19 protein-coding genes are annotated in these 21,300 nt (G+C 72.7%); 9 read left to right on the plus strand and 10 right to left on the minus strand.

The window, feature by feature from the left end:
• The first annotated feature begins 24 nt into the window (after nucleotides 1–24).
• Nucleotides 25–1,692 (plus strand): alkaline phosphatase D family protein, encoded by a 1,668-nt coding sequence (locus IE145_RS26380; protein ID WP_189527947.1) that lies wholly within the window; start codon nucleotides 25–27, stop codon nucleotides 1,690–1,692.
• Nucleotides 1,693–1,698: 6 nt separating this feature from the next.
• Here IE145_RS26380 and IE145_RS26385 read toward each other — a convergent pair whose 3' ends face one another.
• Entirely contained in the window at nucleotides 1,699–2,694 is a 996-nt protein-coding gene (locus tag IE145_RS26385) for a Gfo/Idh/MocA family protein (RefSeq protein WP_189527948.1), read from the minus strand.
• A gap of 89 nt (nucleotides 2,695–2,783) precedes the next feature.
• On the opposite strand from IE145_RS26385, the gene IE145_RS26390 reads away from it, so the two are divergent.
• Nucleotides 2,784–4,100 carry a multidrug effflux MFS transporter gene (locus tag IE145_RS26390; RefSeq protein WP_189527989.1) on the plus strand — a complete coding sequence of 439 codons (1,317 nt, stop codon included), beginning with the start codon at nucleotides 2,784–2,786 and terminating at the stop codon, nucleotides 4,098–4,100.
• Between the two features lie 42 nt (nucleotides 4,101–4,142).
• Here IE145_RS26390 and IE145_RS26395 read toward each other — a convergent pair whose 3' ends face one another.
• Nucleotides 4,143–5,465: a hypothetical protein gene (locus tag IE145_RS26395; protein WP_189527949.1), complete on the minus strand. Its 1,323-nt coding sequence runs from the start codon at nucleotides 5,463–5,465 to the stop codon at nucleotides 4,143–4,145.
• Between the two features lie 229 nt (nucleotides 5,466–5,694).
• Between IE145_RS26395 and IE145_RS26400 the strand changes: the two genes are divergently transcribed.
• Nucleotides 5,695–6,711 carry a small ribosomal subunit Rsm22 family protein gene (locus IE145_RS26400; protein ID WP_189527950.1) on the plus strand — a complete coding sequence of 339 codons (1,017 nt, stop codon included), beginning with the start codon at nucleotides 5,695–5,697 and terminating at the stop codon, nucleotides 6,709–6,711.
• Here IE145_RS26400 and ddaH read toward each other — a convergent pair.
• On the minus strand, nucleotides 6,708–7,625 hold the full coding sequence (gene ddaH, locus IE145_RS26405; protein ID WP_373296640.1) for a dimethylargininase: 918 nt from the start codon (nucleotides 7,623–7,625) through the stop codon (nucleotides 6,708–6,710). The genes IE145_RS26400 and ddaH overlap by 4 nt on opposite strands.
• Before the next feature lie 128 nt (nucleotides 7,626–7,753).
• Between ddaH and IE145_RS26410 the strand changes: the two genes are divergently transcribed.
• Both IE145_RS26410 and IE145_RS26415 read left to right on the plus strand, forming a co-directional pair.
• Nucleotides 7,754–8,383: a TetR/AcrR family transcriptional regulator gene (locus tag IE145_RS26410; protein WP_189527952.1), complete on the plus strand. Its 630-nt coding sequence runs from the start codon at nucleotides 7,754–7,756 to the stop codon at nucleotides 8,381–8,383.
• A 167-nt stretch (nucleotides 8,384–8,550) separates the two neighbouring features.
• Nucleotides 8,551–9,297 (plus strand): bifunctional DNA primase/polymerase, encoded by a 747-nt coding sequence (locus tag IE145_RS26415; RefSeq protein WP_189527953.1) that lies wholly within the window; start codon nucleotides 8,551–8,553, stop codon nucleotides 9,295–9,297.
• 94 nt (nucleotides 9,298–9,391) lie between these two features.
• On the opposite strand, the gene IE145_RS26420 is transcribed toward IE145_RS26415, so the two are convergent.
• The 4 genes from IE145_RS26420 to IE145_RS26435 form a co-directional block, all read right to left on the minus strand.
• On the minus strand, nucleotides 9,392–10,408 hold the full coding sequence (locus IE145_RS26420; RefSeq protein ID WP_189527954.1) for an SCO2278 family lipoprotein: 1,017 nt from the start codon (nucleotides 10,406–10,408) through the stop codon (nucleotides 9,392–9,394).
• 147 nt (nucleotides 10,409–10,555) lie between these two features.
• Nucleotides 10,556–11,395 (minus strand): heme ABC transporter ATP-binding protein, encoded by an 840-nt coding sequence (locus tag IE145_RS26425; protein ID WP_189527955.1) that lies wholly within the window; start codon nucleotides 11,393–11,395, stop codon nucleotides 10,556–10,558.
• Entirely contained in the window at nucleotides 11,392–12,516 is a 1,125-nt protein-coding gene (locus IE145_RS26430; RefSeq protein ID WP_189527956.1) for a FecCD family ABC transporter permease, read from the minus strand. The genes IE145_RS26425 and IE145_RS26430 overlap by 4 nt, the downstream gene beginning before the upstream one ends.
• On the minus strand, nucleotides 12,513–13,595 hold the full coding sequence (locus tag IE145_RS26435) for a heme/hemin ABC transporter substrate-binding protein (RefSeq protein WP_189527957.1): 1,083 nt from the start codon (nucleotides 13,593–13,595) through the stop codon (nucleotides 12,513–12,515). Before IE145_RS26435 ends, IE145_RS26430 begins: the two co-directional genes overlap by 4 nt.
• A gap of 143 nt (nucleotides 13,596–13,738) precedes the next feature.
• Between IE145_RS26435 and IE145_RS26440 the strand changes: the two genes are divergently transcribed.
• From IE145_RS26440 to IE145_RS26450, 3 genes are all read left to right on the plus strand, one after another.
• Nucleotides 13,739–15,199 (plus strand): HtaA domain-containing protein, encoded by a 1,461-nt coding sequence (locus tag IE145_RS26440; protein WP_189527958.1) that lies wholly within the window; start codon nucleotides 13,739–13,741, stop codon nucleotides 15,197–15,199.
• 98 nt (nucleotides 15,200–15,297) lie between these two features.
• Nucleotides 15,298–16,959 carry an HtaA domain-containing protein gene (locus tag IE145_RS26445; RefSeq protein ID WP_189527959.1) on the plus strand — a complete coding sequence of 554 codons (1,662 nt, stop codon included), beginning with the start codon at nucleotides 15,298–15,300 and terminating at the stop codon, nucleotides 16,957–16,959.
• Nucleotides 16,960–17,075: 116 nt separating this feature from the next.
• Nucleotides 17,076–17,792 (plus strand): PhzF family phenazine biosynthesis protein, encoded by a 717-nt coding sequence (locus IE145_RS26450; protein ID WP_189527960.1) that lies wholly within the window; start codon nucleotides 17,076–17,078, stop codon nucleotides 17,790–17,792.
• On the opposite strand, the gene IE145_RS26455 is transcribed toward IE145_RS26450, so the two are convergent.
• Nucleotides 17,782–18,447 (minus strand): biliverdin-producing heme oxygenase, encoded by a 666-nt coding sequence (locus tag IE145_RS26455; RefSeq protein ID WP_189527961.1) that lies wholly within the window; start codon nucleotides 18,445–18,447, stop codon nucleotides 17,782–17,784. The genes IE145_RS26450 and IE145_RS26455 overlap by 11 nt on opposite strands.
• Before the next feature lie 213 nt (nucleotides 18,448–18,660).
• Nucleotides 18,661–19,518: a type I methionyl aminopeptidase gene (gene map, locus IE145_RS26460; RefSeq protein WP_189527962.1), complete on the minus strand. Its 858-nt coding sequence runs from the start codon at nucleotides 19,516–19,518 to the stop codon at nucleotides 18,661–18,663.
• Between the two features lie 58 nt (nucleotides 19,519–19,576).
• Between map and IE145_RS26465 the strand changes: the two genes are divergently transcribed.
• Nucleotides 19,577–19,834 (plus strand): hypothetical protein, encoded by a 258-nt coding sequence (locus IE145_RS26465; protein WP_189527963.1) that lies wholly within the window; start codon nucleotides 19,577–19,579, stop codon nucleotides 19,832–19,834.
• Nucleotides 19,835–19,898: 64 nt separating this feature from the next.
• Here IE145_RS26465 and IE145_RS26470 read toward each other — a convergent pair whose 3' ends face one another.
• Nucleotides 19,899–21,158 carry an MFS transporter gene (locus IE145_RS26470; RefSeq protein ID WP_189527990.1) on the minus strand — a complete coding sequence of 420 codons (1,260 nt, stop codon included), beginning with the start codon at nucleotides 21,156–21,158 and terminating at the stop codon, nucleotides 19,899–19,901.
• Nucleotides 21,159–21,300 lie beyond the last annotated feature (142 nt).

The following is a 21,300-nucleotide window of genomic DNA, read 5'->3' on the forward strand; positions in this document are numbered from 1 at the left end:
CAGCATCCGGGCCGAGGAGGGCATATGACCGCCGCACAGACCATCATGACGCCCGATCAGAGCACCCGAGCCATCGAACTCAGCACCGCCGCCCGCGTACGGGAACCGGGAGTGGGCCGCCGGCGCTTCCTGACCTCCACCGGAGCCGCCGCCGCGCTCGCCTTCGCGGTCAACCTGCCCGCCGCCGGCACGGCGAGCGCCGCCGAGGCCGACGCCCGCCGGATCACCGAGGACCCCTTCACCCTGGGCGTCGCCTCCGGCGATCCGCACCCCACGTCCGTCCTGATCTGGACCAAGCTCGCGCCCCGCCCCTTCGAACCGGGCGGCGGACTGCCGCCCGGCCGCATCGAGGTGCGCTGGGAGATCGCCCGCGACGAGCGCTTCCGCCGTATCGAGCGGCGCGGATCGGTCACCGCCCACCCCGAGTTCGCCCACAGCGTCCGCGCCGAGGTCCAGGGGCTCGACTCCGGCCGCCTCTACCACTACCGCTTCCGCACCGGCAGCTGGACCAGCCCGGTCGGCCGCACCCGCACCGCCCCCGCCCCCGGCGCCCGCAACAGCTCCCTCACCCTGGCCGCCGTCTCCTGCCAGGCGTACCACGACGGGTACTTCACCGCCCACCGCCACCTCGCGGCCGAGGACGTCGACGTCGTCTTCCACCTCGGCGACTACCTCTACGAGTACGCCGTCAACGCCACCGGCGGGGCCCGCGACTACACCGACCGCCGCCTCCCGGACCTCTTCAACCGCGAGACGACGACGCTGGAGGACTACCGGCTGCGCTACGCCCTCTACAAGTCCGACCCGGACCTGCGCGCCGCCCACGCCGCCCACCCCTTCGTCGTCACCTGGGACGACCACGAGACCGAGAACAACTACGCCGGCGAGATCCCCGAGAACGACGTCACCCCCGAGGAGTTCCTGCTCCGCCGGGCCGCCGCGTACCGCGCGTACTGGGAGAACCAGCCGCTGCGCACTTCCCAGCGCCCCACCGGACCCGACATGACCCTCTACCGCCGCCTCCGCTTCGGCCGGCTCGCCCAGTTCGACATCCTCGACACCCGCCAGTACCGCAGCGACCAGGCGTACGGCGACGGCTGGCGCACCCCCGGCCCCGAGTCCGAGGACCCCGCCCGCACCATGACCGGGGCCACCCAGGAACGCTGGCTGATCAACGGCTGGCGGGCCTCGAACGCCACCTGGAACGTCGTCCCGCAGCAGGTCACCTTCGCCCGGCGGCGCAATGTGCCCGCCGACGCCTACAAGCTCTCCATGGACTCCTGGGACGGCTACCCCGCCTCCCGGCAGCGGGTGCTGGCCGGGGCCGAGGCCGCCGGGGTGGACAACCTGATGGTCCTCACCGGCGACGTCCACGTCTCCTACGCCTTCGACCTGAAGAAGGACTTCGACGACCCCGCGTCGCGCACCGTCGGCACGGAGATCGTCACCACCTCCATCGCCAGCGGCAAGGACGGCGCGGACCGGCCCGCCAACTGGGAGAACCAGACCCGCGCCAACCCGCACCTCAAGCACTACAACGGGCGGCGCGGCTACGCGCTCGTCACCCTCGGCACGGAGGAGGCCCGCGCCGACTTCCGTACGGTCGCGGCCGTCACGACCCCCGGCGCGCCCGTCACCACCGCGGCCTCGTTCGTCACGGAGGCCGGGAACCCGGGGCTCACACCCGCGTAACAGGGCTCAGAGATCCGCCGGGTAGCGGACGCCGATGCGGTCCCGGACCGCGTCGAGCGTCCGCATCACCGCCAGCGAACCCTCCAACGGCACGAGCGGCGACTCCGGCTCGCCCGCCCGCACCGCGCGTGCCACCTCCACCGCCTCGTACTGCATGCCGGAGAGCCCCTGCGGTCCCGGCCCCGACGTGATCGTCTCCGGCTCCGCGCCCGCCCGCCGCAGCACGAAGTGGTCCGGGTGGAAGAAGTCGCGCGGGAGGTCTATCCGGCCCGCCGTGCCGATCACGGTGGCCGCCGTCGGATGGTGGCCGACGATCGAGCAGGACAGCAGCGCGGTCGCACCGGAGTCCCAGCCGAGCAGCATGCCCGTGTTCAGGTCCACGCCCTCGGGGGAGAGCAGCGCGTCGGCCTGGATCCGGTCCGGCTCGCCCAGCAGCAGGTGGGCGAAGGAGACCGGGTAGACCCCGAGGTCCAGCAGGGCCCCGCCGCCGAGGGCCGGGTCGCGCAGCCGGTGGCCCGGGGCGAAGTCGCCCGCGAAGCCGAAGTCCGCCTGGACGGTACGGATCTCGCCGATCGCCCCGTCCCGGACCAGCTCGGTCAGCCGGCGCACCACCGGGTTGAGGTAGGTCCACATGGCCTCCATCAGGAACAGACCGCGTTCCCGGGCGAGCGCGACCAGCTCCTTCGCCTCCCGGCTGTTGAGCGTGAACGCCTTCTCGCACAGCACGTGCTTCCCGGCCTTCAGCGCGAGCGAGGCCGCCGCGTGGTGCGCCGAGTGCGGGGTGGCCACGTAGACCACGTCCACCGTGTCGTCGGCGACCAGCTCCGCCCAGCTCCCGTAGGCCCGGGCGATCCCGTGCCGGTCGGCGAAGGCCCGCGCCGAGGCCTCCGTCCGCGAGGCGACGGCCACCACCTCGGCGTCCGGCAGTCCCTGTACGTCCGCCGTGAAGGTCGCGGCTATGCCGCCCGTCGCCAGAACACCCCAGCGCACCCTGTCACTCATGCCCGCCACCCCAGCCCACCCGAAAAAGGTATCGACCACTCCGGTCGAGCTGAGAGCATAGATGCGGATTCAACGATGTGGAGATGAGAATGCCGGAGAGCGGCGGCGGCCGGGCCCAGCAAGAGCACATACCCTCCTCCGGGACCGGCCCCGGAGTCCCCGGCCTTCCGGCCCCGGCGGCGAAGGCCGCCCGGCGCACCGGACTCCTGGTCACCCTGGTCCTCGGCGGGCTCACCGCCCTGCCGCCGCTGTCGATGGACATGTACCTCCCGGCCCTCCCCGCCGTCACCGACTCCCTGAGCGCCCCCGCCGCCACCATCCAGCTCACGCTGACCGCGTGCCTGGCCGGAATGGCGCTCGGCCAGCTCGTCGTCGGACCGATGAGCGACCGCTGGGGCCGCCGCACGCCGCTGCTCCTCGGCATGGTCGTCTACGTCCTCGCCACCGCGATCTGCGCCCTGGCCCCCACCGCCGGACTCCTCATCGGCTTCCGCCTCCTCCAGGGGCTCGCGGGCGCGGCCGGGATCGTCATCGCGCGGGCCGTGGTGCGCGACCTCTACGACGGCGTGGAGATGGCCCGCTTCTTCTCCACCCTGATGCTGATCTCCGGGGCCGCCCCGATCGTCGCGCCGCTGATCGGCGGGCAGGTCCTGCGGGTCACCGACTGGCGGGGCATCTTCGTCGTGCTGACCGCCGTCGGCATCGTGCTCACCCTCGTGGTGTGGAGGTGGCTGCACGAGACGCTGCCGCCCGCGGCCCGTCACACCGGCGGGGTCACCGACGCCCTGCGCACCATGCGCGGGCTGCTCGCCGACCGGGTCTTCACCGGCTACATGGTCGCGGGCGGGCTCGCCTTCGCCGTCCTGTTCGCGTACATCTCCGCCTCCCCGTTCGTCGTCCAGGAGATCTACGGTGCATCGCCGCAGACCTTCAGCCTGCTCTTCGGGCTCAACTCCATCGGCCTGATCGTCGTCGGGCAGATCAACGGCAAGCTCCTCGTGGGCCGGTTCCGCCTCGACAAGGTGCTCGGCCTCGGCCTCGCCGTGATCGTGCTGGCCGCCGTCGCGCTGCTCCTCATGACGACCGGCGTCTTCGGCGAGGTCGGGCTCGTCCCCGTAGCGGCCGGGCTGTTCGTGCTGATGTCGGCGATGGGCCTCGCGATGCCGAACACCAACGCCCAGGCCCTCATGCGGACCAAGCACGCGGCGGGCTCCGCCTCCGCGCTGCTCGGCACGTCCTCGTTCCTCATCGGGGCCGTCGCCTCCCCGCTGGTCGGCATCGCGGGGGAGGACACGGCCGTCCCGATGGCCGTCGTCCAGGTGAGCTGCGCGGTGGCGGCGGTGGGCTGCTTCCTGCTCCTGTGCCGCCCCTGGCAGCGCGCGGGACGCGAGGCCGGCGGCCTCTGAGCCCTTGAGGAGCCGGCCGGGGACGGGCCGGCCGGCGGGGGGTCAGCCCGTGCGCGGGTAGCCGATCAGATGCGTACGGTCCTGCCGGTCGGTCCAGCGGAACACCCCGACCCCCGTCGTCTCCGTCCCCGGCAGCCGGGCGTTGCGCGACAGCCGCTCGGTGCTCCAGGTCGCGAAGTCCATCGCGACCGGGAGCCCGCCGCCGGACAGCGCCTCCGAGGCGTCGCGCGCGTTCTCGGCCCCGTACGCGATGCCGTCGTCCGTCACCGTGGCCAGCGTCAGATGCGCGGTGCCGCCCTCGTCCTCGAAGCAGCGGCCCTGCTTCGCCGCCAGGTCGAAGGCGAGGTTCCCGGCGATCAGGTAGTCGCCCGAGGGGGAGAGGACCGCCTGCGGGTAGCGCCCCGGCTTTATGGCCGGCTTGTGGCACTCCACCGAGGTGAGCACCTCCCCGGTCGCCGCGTCGTGCACCGCCCACAGCTCATGGGTCGCCGCCCGCTTGGTCTTCTTGGCGGGCTGCCACTTCGCCAGTACGTGGTCCGGGGTCATCGACGTCACCACCCCGCTGTCCTTCTCGGTCCCCTTGGGCGCGACGTTCCGGCTGAACCAGCCGCCACGCACCCAGAACTCCCGCGCCCCGCCCACCAGCAGGCCGTCGGCGGTCCGGCCGTGCACCTCGGTGAGCTGCTTGCAGGCCGGGCAGCCCTTGGGATACCCGAGCTTCTCCGCGCCCAGCTCGGACACCTCACCGGTGACCGGGTCCACCAGGGTGCTGTTCGCCTTCGCGTCGCTGATCACGATGCCCGGCCCGGTCGTGGTCACCTTCGGGGCCCCGGACCACGGCACCTCGACGCGCTGCCGGTTCCCGTTCGTCACGTCGTACAGATCCAGGGCGAGGACGGTGTCCTCCGGCGAAAGGCCGTCGCCGACCTTCCCGTAGGACCAGGTCACGAAGTACTGCCGGTCGCCCTTGGCCACCGTGGCGAGCTTCGGGTAGTGCAGCGGGTCCGGCGGCCGCCAGGCCCGGCCGCGCCAGCCCAGCTCGCCGGTGGCCGTGTCGACCGTGCGCAACCGGTAGCGGTTCCCCTCGGACCGCTCCAGATAGGCCAGCAGCCCCGTGGAGTGGGAGACGGCGACATCGGGGGAGGAGCCGATGATCTCCCAGCCCCGGTCCGTCGTGTACTGGGGCGGAACGGTCAGCCGGGTCACCGGACCCGCGCTCGGCAGCACCGGCTTCGCCGTGGCGGTGGCCGCGCCGTCGTCCTTCTTCTTCCCCTCGGGGTCGCCGCCGCAGGTGGCCAGCAGCAGGAGCAGGGCGAGAAAGACCACCCCGCCGACCAGCGTCAGCCGCACGATCTTCTGCCTCATGGCTCCCCCGCTGGACCATCTTGATCTGGTGCCGTGCACGCGCGGGTCAGCGTAGCAACAGCCCTCCGGCCACGTGGAGTTCGCCGGATTCCTGTTCCGTACCGGTTACGTGAACCCCGGGTGCGGGCCCGCCCGGCCCCCGTCCCGCCCGCGTACGTCCCCGCGTACCCCCTCCGGCGACGGCGAAGCGGAATGCGGCCGACGGGCCGCCTCCGCCTACAATTCGCCGGTGAACGCCACCCTCCCCACCGCACAGTCCCTGCGCGCGGCGCTGGCCGGGCTGCTCGACGGGCTGCCGCCCAAGCAGGCCGCGCAGGCCGTCGACCGGCTGATCGCCAGCTACCGCGGGGAGACCCCGACGAACGCCCCGATCCTGCGGGACCGCTCCGACGTCGTCGCGTACGCCGCGTACCGGATGCCCGCCACCTTCGAAGCCGTACGGTCGGCCCTCGACGCCCTCGTCGAGGCCGCGCCCGGCTGGGCCCCCGCCACCCACACCGACATCGGCGGCGGCACGGGCGCGGCGAGCTGGGCGGTCGCCGGGGCCTGGGAGGGCCCGGCCACCACCGTCCTGGACTGGGCCGAACCGGCCCTCGCGCTCGGCCGGGAACTGGCCGAGGCCTCCGGTGTGCCGTCGCTCCGCGCCGCGCGCTGGGAGCGGGCCCGGATCGGGGCGGCCCTGGAGCTCGCCCCGGCCGACCTGATCACCGTCAGCTACGTCCTCAAGGAACTCCCGGCCGCCGCCAGGACCGAACTGGTCGACGCGGCCGCCGGGGCCGGGCAGGCCGTGGTGATCGTCGAGCCCGGCACCCCCGACGGCTACGCCCGGATCATCGAGGCCCGCGACCGGTTGACCGCCGCCGGGCTGCGGATCGCCGCCCCCTGCCCGCACAGCGACGCCTGCCCGATCGCGCCCGGGACCGACTGGTGCCACTTCTCGGCCCGGGTCAGCCGCTCCTCGCTGCACCGGCAGGTCAAGGGCGGCTCGCTGAGCCACGAGGACGAGAAGTTCAGTTACGTCGTCGGCACCCGCTTCCCCGCCGCCCCGGCGCCCGCCCGGATCACCCGCAAGCCGCAGATCCGCAAGGGCCTGGTCCAGCTGGAGCTGTGCACCCGGGACGAGGGGCTGGCCCGCGCCACGGTGAGCAAGCGCCACGGCGCGCTGTACCGGGCGGCCAGGGACGTCGCCTGGGGCGATCCCTGGCCGCCGGAAGGCACCGGAGGAGCCGAAAAAGCCGAAGGCTAGCCGCGCAGCTCCTGCGTACAGCACTTCACGCTGCCGCCGCCCTTGAGCAGTTCGCCCAGGTCCATCGGGACCGGCTCGTAGCCCCGGTCCCGCAGGGGACCGAGCAGCCCGGTCGCGCCCTGCGGCAGCAGCACGTGCCGCCCGTCGCTCACCGAGTTGAGCCCGAACGCCGCCGCGTCCGCCTCCCGCGCCAGCAGCGCGTCCGGGAACAGCCGGCGCAGCACCGCCCGGCTGCCCGCGGAGAACGCGTCCGGGTAGTACATGATCTCGTCGGCCGCCGCGTCCAGCACACAGAGCGCGGTGTCCAGGTGGTAGTAGCGCGGGTCCACCAGATCGAGGCCGATGACCGGCGCCCCGAAGAACTCCTGGGCCTCCATGTGTGAGAGCGGGCTGGACCGGAATCCCCGCCCGGCCAGCAGGTAGGAGGCGGTGACGGCGAAGTCCCCCTCGCCCTCGTTGACGTGTTCCGGCTCATGCACCTCGGCGAAGCCGTTCTCCCGGAACCAGTCCCGGTGGGCCCCGGCCTCCTCGAACCGCTCCCGGTACGCGAACAGCGCGCCGAGCACCCGGCCGCCGATCACCGTGGCGCCGTTGGCGGCGAAGACCATGTCGGGCAGGTCGGGGCGGGGGGTGAGCAGCTCGACGGTGTGGCCGAGGCTCCGGTAGCGGTCGCGCAGATCCTCCCACTGGGTCTGGGCGAGCGGCAGGTCGACGGGTTTGGACGGGTCCATCCACGGGTTGATGGAGTAGGTGACCCGGAAGTGCGTCGGCGCGCACATCAGGTAACGACGAGGGGTGGCCTCACGGTTCACATCCGGCTCCTCGCGATCGGCGGCCGGGGCCGCGGAACGGTGGGATGCGCACGGTCTGTGCGTGAGCCCATGGTGCGCTGCGCGCGCCGGATCCGCAGCGATTCGACGGGGCGGTCCACCGAACGCCGCGGGAGACGTCACGGGGGACGTCACGGGGGACGCGCCCGGGAGCATCACCGGAGACATTCCAAGACGATACGTATCGGTTCGTCCGGGGGTAGATTGGCCGCATGGCACCCACCAAGGCACCCGACTCCAGCCGCCGCAGCGACCGCTCCCGCCGCGCCATCCACGACGCCGCCCTCGCCCTCGTCACGGAGGTGGGATACCGGCGGACGACGATCGAGGGTATCGCCGCCCGCGCCGGGGTGGGCAAGCAGACCATCTACCGCTGGTGGCCCTCCAAGGCCGCCGTGCTGATGGACGCCTTCCTGGACCTGGCGGGCCGGGCCGCCGAGGAGGTCGGGGCCGGGCCCGGCGAGACCGCCCCGGGCATTCCCGACACCGGTGACCTGGTCGCCGACCTCAAGCTCGTCCTGCGGGCCACCGTCGACGAGCTGAACGACCCGACGCTGGAGGCCCCCACCCGCGCGCTGACCGCCGAGGGCGTCGTGGACGCGAAGCTCGGGGCCGAGTTCGTCCACAAGCTGCTCGACCCGCAGCTCGCGTTGTACGTCACACGGCTGCGGGCCGCCCAGGAGGCCGGGGACGTACGCGCCGACGTCGATCCCCGGATCGCCCTGGAACTGCTCATCGGGCCGCTGATGCACCGCTGGCTGCTCCGGACCCTGCCGCTCACCCACGCGTACGCCGACGAGATCGTCGATTACGCGATCGGCGGGCTCGCTCCGCGAACGTGACCACCCACCCCCTCCGTCGTATCCAGAATATGGGGATATCGGGCGTGATGGTGCTCACTCGGCGCAGTGGTACACGGCCCCGCTGGTGAACTCTGGCCACCCGAACCGCAGGATGGTGCGACCATGGACAGGCAACGCTGAGGTGAACTGCTGAGGTGAGGGGATAGATGGGCGCCGATTCCGGCCGTTTCCGCGGCACAGAGAGCAGGATCTCCCAGTGGCTGCGGCGACGTCCCAGATCATCGGGGGCCGACACCGACGAGTCGGCCCGGGTGGCGCTGCTCCTGGCGGTCGCCGAGGCGGGCATGCCGATCGCGCCCGCCGCCCACCCCGTCGGATACCGGTGTTCGTGCGAACGCATCGGCTGTCCCACCCCCGCCCGGCATCCCGTCTCCTTCGCCTGGCAGACCCAGTCGACCACCGACCGGGCCCAGATCGAGCGCTGGGCGGCCGGTCAGCCGCAGGCCAACTTCATCACCGCGACCGGCATGATCCACGACGTGCTGGACGTACCGCTCACCGCCGGCCGGAGCGCCCTGGAGCGACTTCTCGACGCGGGCATCGACGTCGGTCCGGTCGCCGAGTCCGGCGACGACCGGATGCTCTTCTTCACCGCCACCCGCGGCACCCCCGAGGACGAGGACGAGTGGTGGCCCTGCGAGCTGGACTGCCACCCCGAGACGATGGACGCCCACCCGGGTCTGCGCTGGCACTGCCGGGGCAGCTATGTCCTCCTGCCGCCCGCCCGGCTCCCCGGTGAGCTGGACGTCCGCTGGGTGCGCGGGCCCGAGCACGAGCTGCCCGACCCGCTGACCCTGCTGGAGACGCTCACGGATGCCTGCGCGCGGTACGTGGGCAGCGCCGAGCAGAGCGAGCTGGACCACGACGCGATCGCCTGGCCGCTGAGCCGCTGAGCCGCGCGGAATCGCGGAAGAGCTGAGCCGCGCGGAAGAGCTGAGCCGCGCAAAAGAGCTGAGCCGCGCGGAGGCGCCGATCCGCGCCGGGCGCCTATTCGCCCTTCGCCGCGATCAGGCCCGGCAGCCGGTTCAGCATCCGCACCTTGCCGCCGGAGCCCGCCTCCGCACCGGCCCCCGCGGCCCGCGGCGGCACGTGCACCAGCTGGCTGGAGACCCGCTCCTTGGTGAGGGTGCTGTTCACCTCGCCGGTGAGCAGCGCCTTCACATCCGGGTTGACCTCGGGCCGCAGCCCCTTCGCGGCGACCTGCCGCTCGAAGTGCTTGCTGTTGAAGAAGACCAGCGCCCCGCCGTCCTCGGTGCGCAGCCCCAGCGGCGCGAACGTGCTGCCCGTCAGCGGCTGGTCGACGTACTGGTACGAGAACCCCGCCCGCCGGGTGGTGCGGCGCGTCTCGCGCCAGCCGGAGGTCGAGGTGGACGGGGCGAACACGTCCGGGGTGCCGTTCTGCAGATAGCCGGTGTACGAGGCGCTCAGATCCGCGGGCGGCACGGCCAGCTCCTCATCCCGCGGCTTCACCGGGGTGGCGAGCCCGTCCCCGTCCAGAGTGAACTCCGGCACCTGGGCCGCCGGGAGGACGCCGAGGTAGGCCGCCTTCCACAGGGCGTCGGGGCCCGTCCGCACGAACACCACCAGCCAGCGGGTGTCCAGCTTCCCGCCGTCCTGGTCCCGGTTGGAGTCGGTGTCCGCGAGGAACCAGCGCGGCCAGCCCGCCTTCTTGGGGATGACGTAGGTCGCGTCGTCCAGCACCAACGGCTTGTGCGCCTTGTTGCCGTCCGGGTTGTACGTCCGGCGGGCCTTCAGCCCGGCCTGGTTGATCGCGCCGAGCGAGCCCGTCACCCGGTCCGCGTCCAGCGCCGGATCGAACGCCTTGTCCGCCGCGTTGTAGGCGTCGGTGAAGTCCTTGAGCGCCTGGGCGGCCTCGGACTTCTTCGCCCCGGGCAGCACTTCCAGCTCCCCGTGCACCGTCACACAGCCCGTCGCCGTCAGGCACAGCACCGTCGCCGTCGCGAGCCCCGCCGTCAGCCGGCCCAGCCCAGGGTGTCTCGTCATCCGCTGCTTCTGCGCCTTCCGCATCCGTCGCCCGCACTGACCGTCGAAACCCTACCGGGGCGACGAAGGGCGCGCGGGCACGGACCGGATACAGCGTCCACACCGTGACCTGCCGGCCTGATCGACAGGACACCCCCTGGAACCGCGTCAGTTCGGACGTACCGGCACGATCAGCGGTGTGCCCGTACGCGGATGGGGGAAGACCTCCACCGGCTGCCGGTAGACCTCGCCGAGCAGCTCGCCGCTGAACACCGCCTCGGGCGGGCCCAGTTCCGCGATCCGCCCGTCGTGCAGGACGGCGGCCCGGTCCGCGTACGCCGCCGCGAGCCCCAGATCGTGCAGGACGACGACCACCGCGTCCCCGGCGGCGGCCCGCTCCCGGCAGATCCGCAGCACCAGCTCCTGGTGGCGCAGGTCCAGGGCGGCGGTCGGCTCGTCGAGCAGCATCAGCGGAGCCCGCTGGGCCAGCACCCGGGCCAGCGCCACCCGCGCCTTCTCGCCGCCCGACAGCGCCGAGAACGGGCGGGCCGCGAACCGGGTCACCTCGGTCGCCGCCATCGCCGCGGCCACCGCCGCGTCGTCCTCGTCCTCCCGCTCCGTACCGGCCCAGGGCGCGCGCCCCATCCGTACGACGTCCTCCACCGGGAACGGGAAGGACAGCACGGCGGCCTGCGGCAGCACCGAGCGGCGCAGCGCCAGTTCGGGCGCGGACCAGGCGGCCGCCGGGCGGCCGTCGATCCGCACCTCGCCGCTTCCGGGGGCCAGATCGGCGGCCAGCGCGGCCAGCAGCGTCGACTTGCCGGCCCCGTTCGGTCCGACCAGGGCGACCACCTCGCCGGCGTGCGCGGTCAGGTCGACGGAGTCCAGCACCTGCCGCTGCCCGAGGCGGACCGAGAGTCCGGCGGCCTCCACGGCGGGGGAGCCGGGCGCGACGGGCGAGGGCAGCTCCCGGGTGCGTACCGCGAACAGATCTCTCAGCGTCCTCATGCCCAACCCCCTTGCTTGCGACGGGTCCTGCGCAGCAGCCAGAAGAAGAACGGGCTGCCGAAGAGCGCGGTCAGCACCCCGAGCGGCAGCTCGGCCGGGGCCGCCACCGTCCGGGCCGCGAGGTCGCCCGCCACCAGCACCAGGGCGCCGCCGAGCGCGCTGCCCGGGACGAGGAAGCGGTGACCGGGGCCGTTCGCCATCCGCAGCAGATGCGGGACGAGCAGCCCGACGAAGGAGATGATCCCGGCCACGGCGACCGCGGCCGCCGTCAGCAGCGCCACCACCAGCACCAGCACGATCCGCAGCCGCTCCACGTCCACGCCCAGGTGCCGGGCGGGCCGTTCGCCCAGCGCCAGCAGGTCCAGCTTGCGCGAGTGGAACGGGGCGATGAGCAGCCCGGCCAGCGCGCACGGCAGTACGGCCAGCACCTTGGGCCAGGTCGCCTGGGAGAGGGAGCCGAGCTGCCAGAAGGTGATCTGGGTGATCTGCGCGTTGTCCGCGAAGAAGATGAACAGGCCGATCAGCGCGCCCGCGAAGGCGTTGACGGCGATACCGGTGAGGATCAGCGTCACCACCTCGGTCCGGCCGCCGGAGCGCGACAGCGCGTAGACGAGCAGCACGGTGGCCAGTCCCGCGACGAACGCGAAGACGGTGATGGTCCAGTTGCCGAAGAAGGTCAGGCCGAGCGCGATCGAGGCGACCGCGCCGACCGCCGCGCCCGCCGAGATCCCGATCACGCCGGGTTCGGCGAGCGGGTTGCCGAACACGCCCTGCATCAGGGCGCCCGCGCAGCCGAGCGACGCGCCGACGAGCACCGCGAGGGCGACCCGGGGGAGCCGCACGTTCCACAGGACGCTCTCGCCGACCCGGTCCAGCGCCTGCCCGCCGAGCCCGATGCGGTGCTGCACGGAGGACACGACGTCCCCGAGCGGGATGTCGTACGCGCCGATCGCCGCCGACAGCAGACAGCCGGCGAGCAGGGTGAGCGAGAGCCCCACGGTGAGCAGATACGCCTTGCCGTGCGGGGACTTGGCGCCAGGCGTGTCGGGCGCGGCGCCCTTCGGCGGTCCGGCCGGGGACTTCTCCACGGGGCCGGTGCGTTCCTCGTACGAGGTGGTCACTGGCCCTTTCCGCCCTTCGCGTACAGCTGCTCGACGATCTCGGTGAGCACCCGGTCGGTGCGCGGGCCGTAGTTCAGCAGCACGCCGTCGTCGACCGTGACGACCCGGCGGTCCAGGCCGGCCGGGGTCTCCGCGATCCCCGGGATCTTCACCAGGCCGTCCATGCCGCCGACCGACTCGAACCCCTTGGTCATCAACAGGATCGCGTCCGGAGCGGCCTTGGCGAGCGCCTCGCTGGTGATGGCGGTGAAGTCCTTGTCCAGCCCCGATTCCTTCCCGGCGTCGACCGCGCCCGCGGCCTCCAGCAGCGAACTGGCCCCGGACTCCGCGCCGCCCAGCAGATAGACGGAGGCCGAACCGCGCAGATAGAGGAAGGCGACCCGGGGCTTCTTGCCGTCGGCGGGGGCCGGGACGGACTTCTGGACGTCGGCGATCCGCTTCTCGGTGCGCTTCTTCAGCTCCGTACCGGCCGACGGTACGCCGAGGGCCTCGGCGACGGTGTCGATCCGGCGGCCCACGTCGGACAGCTCCTCGGCGGGCTCGACGACGAGCAGCGGGATGCCCGCGTCCCGGATCTGGTCGATGGCCTCGGACGGTCCCGTGGTGGTGTCGGCCAGCACGATCGTCGGCTTCAGGGAGAGCACGCTCTCCGCCGAGACGTCGTGGGCGCGGGTCACCACCGGCAGTTTCTCGGCCTGTTCGAAGGTGGCGGTGATGTCCCGGGCGACGACCTGTTTGCCGAGGCCCAGGGTGAAGACGATCTCGCTGAGCGACCCCGTCAGCGGCACGATCCGCTCGGTGGAGTCGATCGTGACCTCCTTGCCGTCCGCCGAGTCGACCGTCACCGGCAGCCTCGGCGCGGGGGTACCGGCCAGCGGCTCGACCCGGTCCGCGTCGGCGGAGCTCCGGGCGGACGCGGACTTCGGCGCGGAATCGCTGCCTCCACCGCAGCCGGTCAGGACCAGGGCGAAGGCGACGGCAGCGGTGAGCGCGGCGGCGGCCCTGCCCCGGGCCGGGCGACGGCGGGCCGTCGTCGCGGCGTCCGGGCCCATCGAGGCGAAGTCCTGCGAGATGCGCACTGAGGCACCGTCCTGTCGTTCTGCTGCGTGCGGTGGGTGGTTCGGGTGCGTGGCGAGGGTGGAGGTGGCGGAGGGGTTCCGGCGCGGCCTGAACGTAGCTTAGGTTAGCCTTACCTGACTATCCAGTCCTCGGAGGGTCCCTCATGCCGTCGCCCAGATCCCCCCGCGCGCTCGCCGTCGCGCTCCTCGCGGTCCTGCTGGGAGCCCTGCTCCCCGCCGCCACCGCGCAAGCGGCAAGCCGCACGGTGCAGGGTGGACGGCTGGACTGGGGTATCAAGGCGTCCTTCCAGAGCTATGTCACCGGGCCCATCGCGAACGGCAGTTGGAACCTGACCGGCGGCGCGGCCACGGTCGGCGGCAGCCAGTTCCGCTTCCACTCGGCGACCGGCTCCTACGACCCGGACTCCGGGGCGTTCGCCTCCGGCTTCTCCGGGGGCGTGCACTTCACCGGTCACCAGAAGGCCGACGGCGGCAATGAGCTGGACCTCACGATCAGCCGCCCCACGATCCGCGTCAGCGGCGGCAGCGGCATGCTCCACGCGGATGTGGTCAGCAAGGAGCGGGGGACCGGCAAGGTCTCCGGCCGCTCCCAGGTGCCCCTGGCCAGGCTCGCCCTCGGCGGGATCAACATGAAGGGCGGTTCCACCCCCATCGCCCTCACCGGCGTCCCCACCACGCTGACCGCCGAAGGAGCCTCCGCCTTCGCCGGCTACTACACCGAGGGCACCCCGCTCGACCCGGTCAGCCTCTCCGTCGACACCAGGGGCGGCGCTGAGCCGAAGCCCTCCGCCCCCGCCAAGGAGAAGGACGAGGGCGAGAAGAAGGACAAGGCGGAGAAGAAGGACAAGGAGAAGGCGGGCCGCTTCGAGGACGCCGCCGTCGACTGGGGTGTGCGCCGCACCTTCCGCGAGTACGTCACCGGCTCCATCGGGCAGGGCACATGGACGCTCGCCGACGGTGCGGAGGACGGCGGGGCCCTGTTCCGCTTCCCGCAGGGCAAGGGAACGTACGACGCGAAGAAGGAGACGCTGGACGCGCAGTTCAGCGGCAGCATCCGCTTCACCGGCGCCCACGGCCTCGACCTGAAGTTCTCCGCCGTCACCGTCGCCGTCGCCAAGGGCGAAGGCACCCTCTCGGCCGACGTCACCAGCGAGGGCAGGACCACCACGGACGTCCCGATCGTCACCTTCGAGGCCGAGGACTTCGCGCCCGAGGACGGCCTCGCCGCCCTGACCGAAGCCCCCGCCGCCCTCACCGCCGAAGGCTCCGAGGCGTTCGGCTCCATGTACCGGGCGGGCACCGCGATGGACCCGGTCTCGCTCGCCGTGACCGTCGACGAGAAGGCCCGGCTGCCCGCGCTGCCCGACCTCGGCAGCGAGCCGACCGCGGCCGCCGAGCCCACCGGGAAGCCCGCCGAGGAGCCCTCCGCCGCACCGGCGGCCGCCTCCTCCGACTCCGGCCCGGGCGCCGGCACCTGGGCGGCCGTCGGCGGCGGTGCGCTGCTCCTTCTCGGAGCCGTGGCGGCGTTCTTCGCCCTGCGCCGCCGGTCCGCGCGGCCGGCCCCCGAGGCCGCCGACGCCACCGATTCCCCCCGGACTTCCTGACCCCGGCACCCCCATGTGTGCCTCATGGATCCTCACGCCCCTCCCCCCACGCTTCTCTTCTCTCTTCCGCCCCCTCTCCCCTTAGGAGACACACCGACATGGCAGCAAACCGCCGCCCCGCAGCCCTTGCCGCGGCCGTCGCCACGGCCGCCGCCCTCGGCGCCACCGCCTTCGCCCTCCCGGCGCTCGCCGCCGGCTCCCCGGCCGCCGGCCCTGCCGCCGCCCCGAAGTTCGAGATCGTGGACGGCACGCTGGACTGGGGCATCAAGGAGTCCTTCCGCACGTACATCGCCGGCCCCATCGCCCAGGGCGAGATCACCGTCGCCGACGGCGCTGAACAGGCCGAAGGCAACGGTGTGTTCACCTTCGTCGACGGCAAGGGCTCCTACGACGTCGGGACGCACGCCTCCGACACCGCGTTCAAGGGCGGCGTCCGGTTCGAGGGCCACCACGGCGCACTCGACGTCGAGCTGAGCGACATCAAGGCCGGCACGGGCCGGGAGACCGGCACCATCACCGCCGACTTCACCACCAAGAAGATGGACGGCACCGTCGTCACCAAGGACGACGCCCCCATCGCCGCCCTCGACATCACCGGCGCCGAGCGCGGTCGCGGCGCGAACGGCGAGACGGTCTTCACCGGCATTCCGGCCAGGCTCACCGCCGATGGCTCGGAGGCCTTCGCCGGCTTCTACGCGGAAGGCGCCGAGCTCGACCCGGCGACGCTGACGCTGAAGACCGCGGCCCCGAGCCCGACCCCGTCGGACGACCCGACCAAGGACCCGACGAAGGACCCCGACCCGACGAAGGACCCGGATCCCACCAAGGACCCGGACCCGACGACGGACCCGACCAAGGGCCCGGACCCCACCACGGACCCGACCAGGGGCCCGAGCACCGACCCCGCCCCCACCGCCTCCGAGACCGCCGCGCCCGTCAGCGGTCCGGTCGTCGACGGCACCCTCGACTGGGGCGTCAGGGAGGCGTTCCGCACGTACGTCGTCGGCACCATCGCCCACGGCAGGATCGAGACGAGCGACGGCGCGTCCGCCGGCGGCGACAGCTACCGCTTCACCAAGGCCACCGGTCTCCTCGACGCCGACAAGAACACCCTCGACGCCGCGTTCAAGGGCAGGGTGCGCTTCCTGGGCCACGAGACCCAGGGCGAGTACCTCCTCGACCTCTCCCTCAGCAACCTGAAGGTCGACATCGAGGGCACCTCCGGCACGCTCCTCGCCGACGTCTCCTCCAAGGACCGGAAGAGCGGTGAGGTCAGCGAGTTCACCGCCCTGTCCCTGGCCGACCTGAAGGTGCCCGCCGGTGCGCTCGCCGCCAAGGGCGGCATCGTGAACCTCACGGGCATCCCGGCGACGCTCACCGCGGACGGCGCCAGGGCGTTCGGCGGCTTCTACCAGAAGGGCGAGGCGCTCGACGCGCTGAACGTCGCGGTCTCCATCGACAAGGACGCCCAGCTGCCGGGCGACGCCACCGGCTCCACCGGAGGCTCCGGCTCCACCGGAGGCTCCGGCTCCACCGGCGGTCCGGGCTCCACCGGCGGCTCCACGGCGGGCGGTTCGACCGCCGCAGGCGGCACGGTCGGCGGCGGCTCCACCGGCGGTTCGGTCGGCGGCTCCGGTGCGCTGGCCTCCACCGGCTCCGACGTCCCGACCGGCGCCCTGATCGCCGCCTCCGGCGTCGTCGTGGCGGCCGGTGCCGGTGTCGTGATCGCGGCGCGCCGCCGCCGCGACACCACCGCCTGATCCACCCGCACATCCCCCGGGGCCGGGCGCGCGAGCACACCCGCTCGCGCACCCGGCCCCGGGGCCGTACCCGGCTCGCTTCCCGCCCGCGCGCCCGGCAGTGCTTGAATGCCCTGGTGAACGACTACGACGTACCCCGGGGCATCGACGTCCTGCGGGTGTTCTGCGGACCCGACGGCCGGTACGGCAACGCCCTCGGCGTCGTACGCGACGGAAGCGGCCACCCCGACGACGCGTCCCGGCAGCGGCTGACCTGTCAACTGGGCTTCAGCGAGACCGTGTTCGTCGACGATCCGGAGCGCGGCCGGGTGGACATCCACACTCCGGGGCTCCGGCTGCCGTTCGCCGGGCACCCGCTGGTGGGCGCGGCCTGGCTGCTGGACCTGGAGATCCTGGAACTGGCCGTCGGGGACGTGTTCGCGCGCCAGGACGGCGAGTTCACCTGGATCACCGCCCGCCCCGAATGGGCCCCGCCGCGCACGCTCCAGCAGTACGCGAACGCCGCCGAGGTCGAGGCGCTGCCGGGACCGCCGCCCGGCGAGGGCTGGCTCTACGCCTGGGCCTGGGAGGACGAGGCGGCCGGACGGGTGCGCGCGCGGGCCTTCCCGAGGCGGGGCGGGGAGGGAATCGTCGAGGACGAGGCGACGGGCGCCGCGGCCATGCTGCTGAGCGCCCACCTCGGCCGGGCCCTGAACATCACACAAGGACGCGGCTCCCAGATCCTCACCGCACCAGCGCCGGACGGCACGGTGGAGGTCGGGGGCCGCGTCCTGTTGGCCGCCCGGGGCCGAACCCGGGCGGCGGCAGACCGTGGAGCAGCGGTCACGCGCTGAGCGGGAAGACCTCGCCCAGCTCGCGGAAGACCGCGGTGTTCAGCGCGAAGGCGCGCTTGCACTCCTCGATGACGCGCTGCTTCTCCAGGTCGTCCGCGTTCACCCCGTCCAGCAGCTCGCGGTAACCCCGCTTGAAGGCGGCCGGGTTGGTGATCTGCTCGAAGACGTAGAACCGGACGCCGTCGCCCTTGCGCTCGAAGCCCCAGGTCTTCTCCGCCTTGTCGCGGATGATCTGACCGCCCGACAGATCGCCCAGGTAGCGCGTGTAGTGGTGGGCGATGTAGCCGGCGGGCCAGGTGCGCGCGCACTCCGCGACCCGGGCCGCGTACGCCGCGGTGGCGGGCAGCGGTTCGAGCCCCTCGCGCCAGTCGGCCCCACGCAGATGCGCCAGATCGCGCTCCAGCTCGGTGGAGCGCATCAGCTCGGGCTGGATGAACGGACCGGCGACCGGGTCGTCGCGCAGGGCCTCCGCGCCCTCCTCCAGCGCCCGGTACACGAACCACAGCTGCTCGGTGTAGCGCGTGTACGCGTCCACTCCCAGCCGCCCGCCGAGCAGGTCACTCATGAAGGTCGAGGTCTCGGCCTCGGTGTGCTGCTCGTGCGACGCGGTGCGGATGAGCGTCGAGAAGGGAGTGACGGTGGCGGTTGCGTCCAAGGCGGGCCTCCGGGGACCGAGGGGACGGGGCAGTCCAGAAAGAGACGGACATATCGGCAGGCGGCCGTCGCGACGGTGCGTGCCGATACGCCGATCCTCCTACTTAGGCTTACCTAAGTCAACTGGTTCCCGACTGCTTGTCGGTAAAAAAACACGCCAGGAAGGAGCGGAGGGCCCGATATCAGACAGTTCGGGGTGATCGGTTCGAGGTGATTACGGCAGGGTGAGGATCTCCGCTCCGGTCTCCGTGACGACCAACGTGTGCTCGAACTGGGCCGTCCGCTTCCGGTCCTTCGTCACCACGGTCCAGCCGTCCTCCCACATGTCGTACTCGTGGGTGCCCAGCGTCAGCATCGGCTCGATGGTGAACGTCATACCCGGCTGCATCACCGTGGTGGCGTGCGGGCTGTCGTAGTGCGGGATGATCAGGCCGGAGTGGAACGAGGTGTTGATCCCGTGGCCGGTGAAGTCGCGGACGACTCCGTAGCCGAACCGCTTGGCGTACGACTCGATGACCCGGCCGATGACGTTGATCTGCCGCCCGGGCTTCACCGCCTTGATGGCCCGGTTCAGGGATTCCCGGGTGCGCTCGACCAGCAGCCGGGACTCCTCGTCCACGTCGCCGCAGAGGTAGGTGGCGTTGTTGTCGCCGTGCACCCCGTTGATGTACGCGGTGACGTCGAGGTTCACGATGTCCCCGTCGCGCAGGACGGTGGAGTCGGGGATGCCGTGGCAGATGACCTCGTTGAGCGAGCTGCACAGCGACTTCGGGAAGCCCCGGTAGCCGAGGGTGGAGGGGTACGCGCCGTGGTCGATCATGAACTCGTGGGCGACCCGGTCCAGCTCGTCGGTGGTCACGCCCGGGGCGATGTGCTTGGCCGCCTCCTCCATCGCCTGCGCGGCGATACGGCCCGCGATGCGCATCCGCTCGATGGTGTCGGCGTCCTGGACCTCCGGGCCGGTGTACGGCGTCGGAGCCGGCTTCCCCACGTATTCGGGGCGCCGGATGTTTCCGGGTACGGAACGGACGGGAGTGATCTCCCCTGGTACGAGAAGCGACTGGCCAGACATGCCAGCGAGTCTAACCAGCGGCGTCGGGGCACCATGGCGGTAAGGAAAGGAGCCGTCGATGGCCCTGTTCAAGAAGCGCACGGTCGGCAAACCGGGCGAGTGGTACTACTGCCTGGAGCACAAGAAGGTCGAGGAAGGCCCGGAGTGCCCGGCGCTGAACCGTTTCGGCCCGTACACCTCCCGCGAGGCGGCCCAGCACGCGATGGACACCGCGCGCGACCGCAACCTGGAGTGGGACACGGACCCGAAATGGCACGACGAGGACAAGGGCCCATCAAGCCCGCCCGGCGGCAACCCGAGCACGTCCGGCGATTGAGGGCATCCTCTCGGCGCCTCCGGCGCTCGGGGCGCGGGGCTCGGGGCGCGGCCCCGGAACCGGGTCACCCCTCCACCCGGGCCTCCCGCCTGCGCACCGCGTCCTCGTCCGTCTCCGAGTCGTACCGCACCAGCTTCGGCAACGCGGCCGTCAACAGCGCCACCGACGCCACGCACGCCACCCCGCCCGTCCAGATCGCCGACCGGGTCCCGGTCCAGCCGGCCATCGCACCGGCCCGCACCTGACCCAGCTGCGGGCCGACGCTGTACGACAGCACCTCGATACCCGCCAGCCGCCCCCGCAGCTCCTCCGGAATGGTCTGGTTCCAGATCGTCGAGCGCCCCAGCCCGCTCAGCATGTCGCCCGCCCCCGCCACGGCCAGGCAGACCAGCACCACCCACACGCTGGAGAACCAGCCGGCCGCCGCGATCGCCAGCCCCCACGCCGCCGCCCCGAACACCACGAACAGCCCGTGCCTGCGCACCCGGCTCGTCCAGCCGCTGGTCAGCCCCAGCACCAGCGAGCCGACCGAGCCCGCCGCGTACATCAGCCCCAGCGACCACTCCGCGTCCAGCTCGTCCGCCAGGAACGGGAAGATCGTGTTCGGGAAGGCGAAGAACATCGCCGCCAGATCGATCGCGTACGTCCCCAGCAGCACCGGCCGGCTCCAGGCGTACCGCGCCCCCTCCACGATGCCGCGCAGCGACGGCTTCGACGCCTCCTTGGCGGGCGGCGCGGGGGAGAGCCGCAGACAGAGCACGACGGAGACGGCGAACGTGCACACCGTCACCGCGTACGCCGTGCCGTGACCGGCGTACGCCACCACCAGACCGGCCAGCGCCGGGCCCGCGATCGCCCCGATCTGCCAGCGCAGCGAGTTCAGTGCGGCCGCCGCCGTCTGCTGCTCGTGCGGCACGATCCGGGCCATCAGGGAGTCCAGCGCGGGCCGCTGCAGCCCGGCGAGCGCGGACACCCCGCCGGCCACCACGTACAGCGGCCACAGCAGCGGCTCCGGGAGCAGGGCGTTCACCAGCAGGATCCCGGCGAGCACCCCGAGCCCGGCCTCGGTGAGCAGGATCACCCGGCGGCGGTCCACCGAGTCCGCGAGCGCCCCGCCGTACAGTCCGAATACCACCAGCGGCACCAGCTCCACCGCGCCCATCGCCCCGACCGCGAGCGGGGAGCCCGTGAGGTCCTTGATCTGGAGCGGCAGCGCGATGAGCGCCATGAAGCTGCCGAAGTACGTGATCAGGCCCTGCACCCACAGCAGCCGGAAGTCCGGCGAGGAACGCCACGGCGAGAGATCCGGCAGCAGGGCACGCAACCGCCCCGGTCGTGACGGCGGCGGGGACGAGGGGGAGGCGGGGGGCGGGGGAGGCGCTGAGGTCACGAAGGGCCATGATCCGGACCCCGGGGTGGGGCGGGCAACGGGTTTTCCGCCCACCCCCCTCCGGCGGGCCCGGTCC

It is taken from the genome of Streptomyces sindenensis, assembly GCF_014649035.1.
Classification (GTDB): Bacteria; Actinomycetota; Actinomycetes; order Streptomycetales; family Streptomycetaceae; genus Streptomyces; species Streptomyces sindenensis.

Bases quoted from the DNA above. Each gene is read 5' to 3' on its own strand.
- IE145_RS26385 (WP_189527948.1), bottom strand. From the start codon at position 2,694: ATGAGTGACAGGGTGCGCTGGGGTGTTCTGGCGACGGGCGGCATAGCC.
- IE145_RS26425 (WP_189527955.1), bottom strand. From the start codon at position 11,395: ATGAGGACGCTGAGAGATCTGTTCGCGGTACGCACCCGGGAGCTGCCC.
- IE145_RS26390 (WP_189527989.1), top strand. From the start codon at position 2,784: ATGCCGGAGAGCGGCGGCGGCCGGGCCCAGCAAGAGCACATACCCTCC.
- IE145_RS26440 (WP_189527958.1), top strand. From the start codon at position 13,739: ATGCCGTCGCCCAGATCCCCCCGCGCGCTCGCCGTCGCGCTCCTCGCG.
- IE145_RS26415 (WP_189527953.1), top strand. From the start codon at position 8,551: ATGGGCGCCGATTCCGGCCGTTTCCGCGGCACAGAGAGCAGGATCTCC.
- IE145_RS26410 (WP_189527952.1), top strand. From the start codon at position 7,754: ATGGCACCCACCAAGGCACCCGACTCCAGCCGCCGCAGCGACCGCTCC.
- IE145_RS26465 (WP_189527963.1), top strand. From the start codon at position 19,577: ATGGCCCTGTTCAAGAAGCGCACGGTCGGCAAACCGGGCGAGTGGTAC.
- IE145_RS26380 (WP_189527947.1), top strand. From the start codon at position 25: ATGACCGCCGCACAGACCATCATGACGCCCGATCAGAGCACCCGAGCC.
- IE145_RS26445 (WP_189527959.1), top strand. From the start codon at position 15,298: ATGGCAGCAAACCGCCGCCCCGCAGCCCTTGCCGCGGCCGTCGCCACG.
- map (WP_189527962.1), bottom strand. From the start codon at position 19,518: ATGTCTGGCCAGTCGCTTCTCGTACCAGGGGAGATCACTCCCGTCCGT.
- IE145_RS26420 (WP_189527954.1), bottom strand. From the start codon at position 10,408: ATGACGAGACACCCTGGGCTGGGCCGGCTGACGGCGGGGCTCGCGACG.
- IE145_RS26395 (WP_189527949.1), bottom strand. From the start codon at position 5,465: ATGAGGCAGAAGATCGTGCGGCTGACGCTGGTCGGCGGGGTGGTCTTT.